The following is a 586-nucleotide window of genomic DNA, read 5'->3' as shown; positions in this document are numbered from 1 at the left end:
TGACCATCACCCCGGCCAGCAGTTCACAGCCTTCGGTAAACCCGGCCAGGCCGCTGAGCTGCAGGCGGGCCAGGGTGTAGTAAATCGCGCTCTGCAAATCGACGCCGTGGGTGCGAAACAGCGTCAGGGCCAGTGATTCAATGAGCGCCCAGTTCACCGCCGGCTGAGACGGGTGGTTGATTTTGTTAATTTCTTCGCGTATGGCTGTGAACGCTGGCAGATGCATCGGGTTGCCGCCGGCGCGGATAATCAGGTTTTCAGGGGGTTCACGCATGGCTGTTCATCCTTTAACCTGCCGCCGCCGGCGCGGAGGACAGGGGGGGTTGCTATTTTGCAGTGAATACAGTTTGCCATTCATACAGTTTGCCCTTAATACAGGGTGTCAGGCAGTCTGAACTGACTGAACAGGCCGCCGGCAAACGGGTTGTCGGATTCATCCACGTAGAGACGGTAGGTCATGTCGCCCCCGTCCACGGTGAACCGCACATCAAACGAATCCTGACGTACGTTAGTCAGTTTGCCGCTGTTAATCAGCCGCAGCTGGGCCCACGGGCCGGTGAAGCGGATGGCGCGCGGCGATTTGCCG

2 protein-coding genes are annotated in these 586 nt (G+C 59.0%); both read right to left on the bottom strand.

The window, feature by feature from the left end; all coding sequences use genetic code 11:
• Positions 1-274 (bottom strand): type VI secretion system ImpA family N-terminal domain-containing protein (locus SLS51_RS23150; protein ID WP_323840828.1); only part of this gene is annotated, 274 nt, incomplete at its 3' end.
• Between the two features lie 95 nt (positions 275-369).
• Positions 370-586 (bottom strand): type VI secretion IcmF C-terminal domain-containing protein (locus tag SLS51_RS23145; RefSeq protein WP_323840827.1); only part of this gene is annotated, 217 nt, incomplete at its 5' end.

The sequence above is a fragment of the Photorhabdus africana genome, from assembly GCF_035181445.1.
GTDB lineage: Bacteria > Pseudomonadota > Gammaproteobacteria > Enterobacterales > Enterobacteriaceae > Photorhabdus > Photorhabdus laumondii.
Note: the sequence above shows the minus strand (reverse complement) of the source record. Positions and strands in the feature narration are given on the sequence as shown.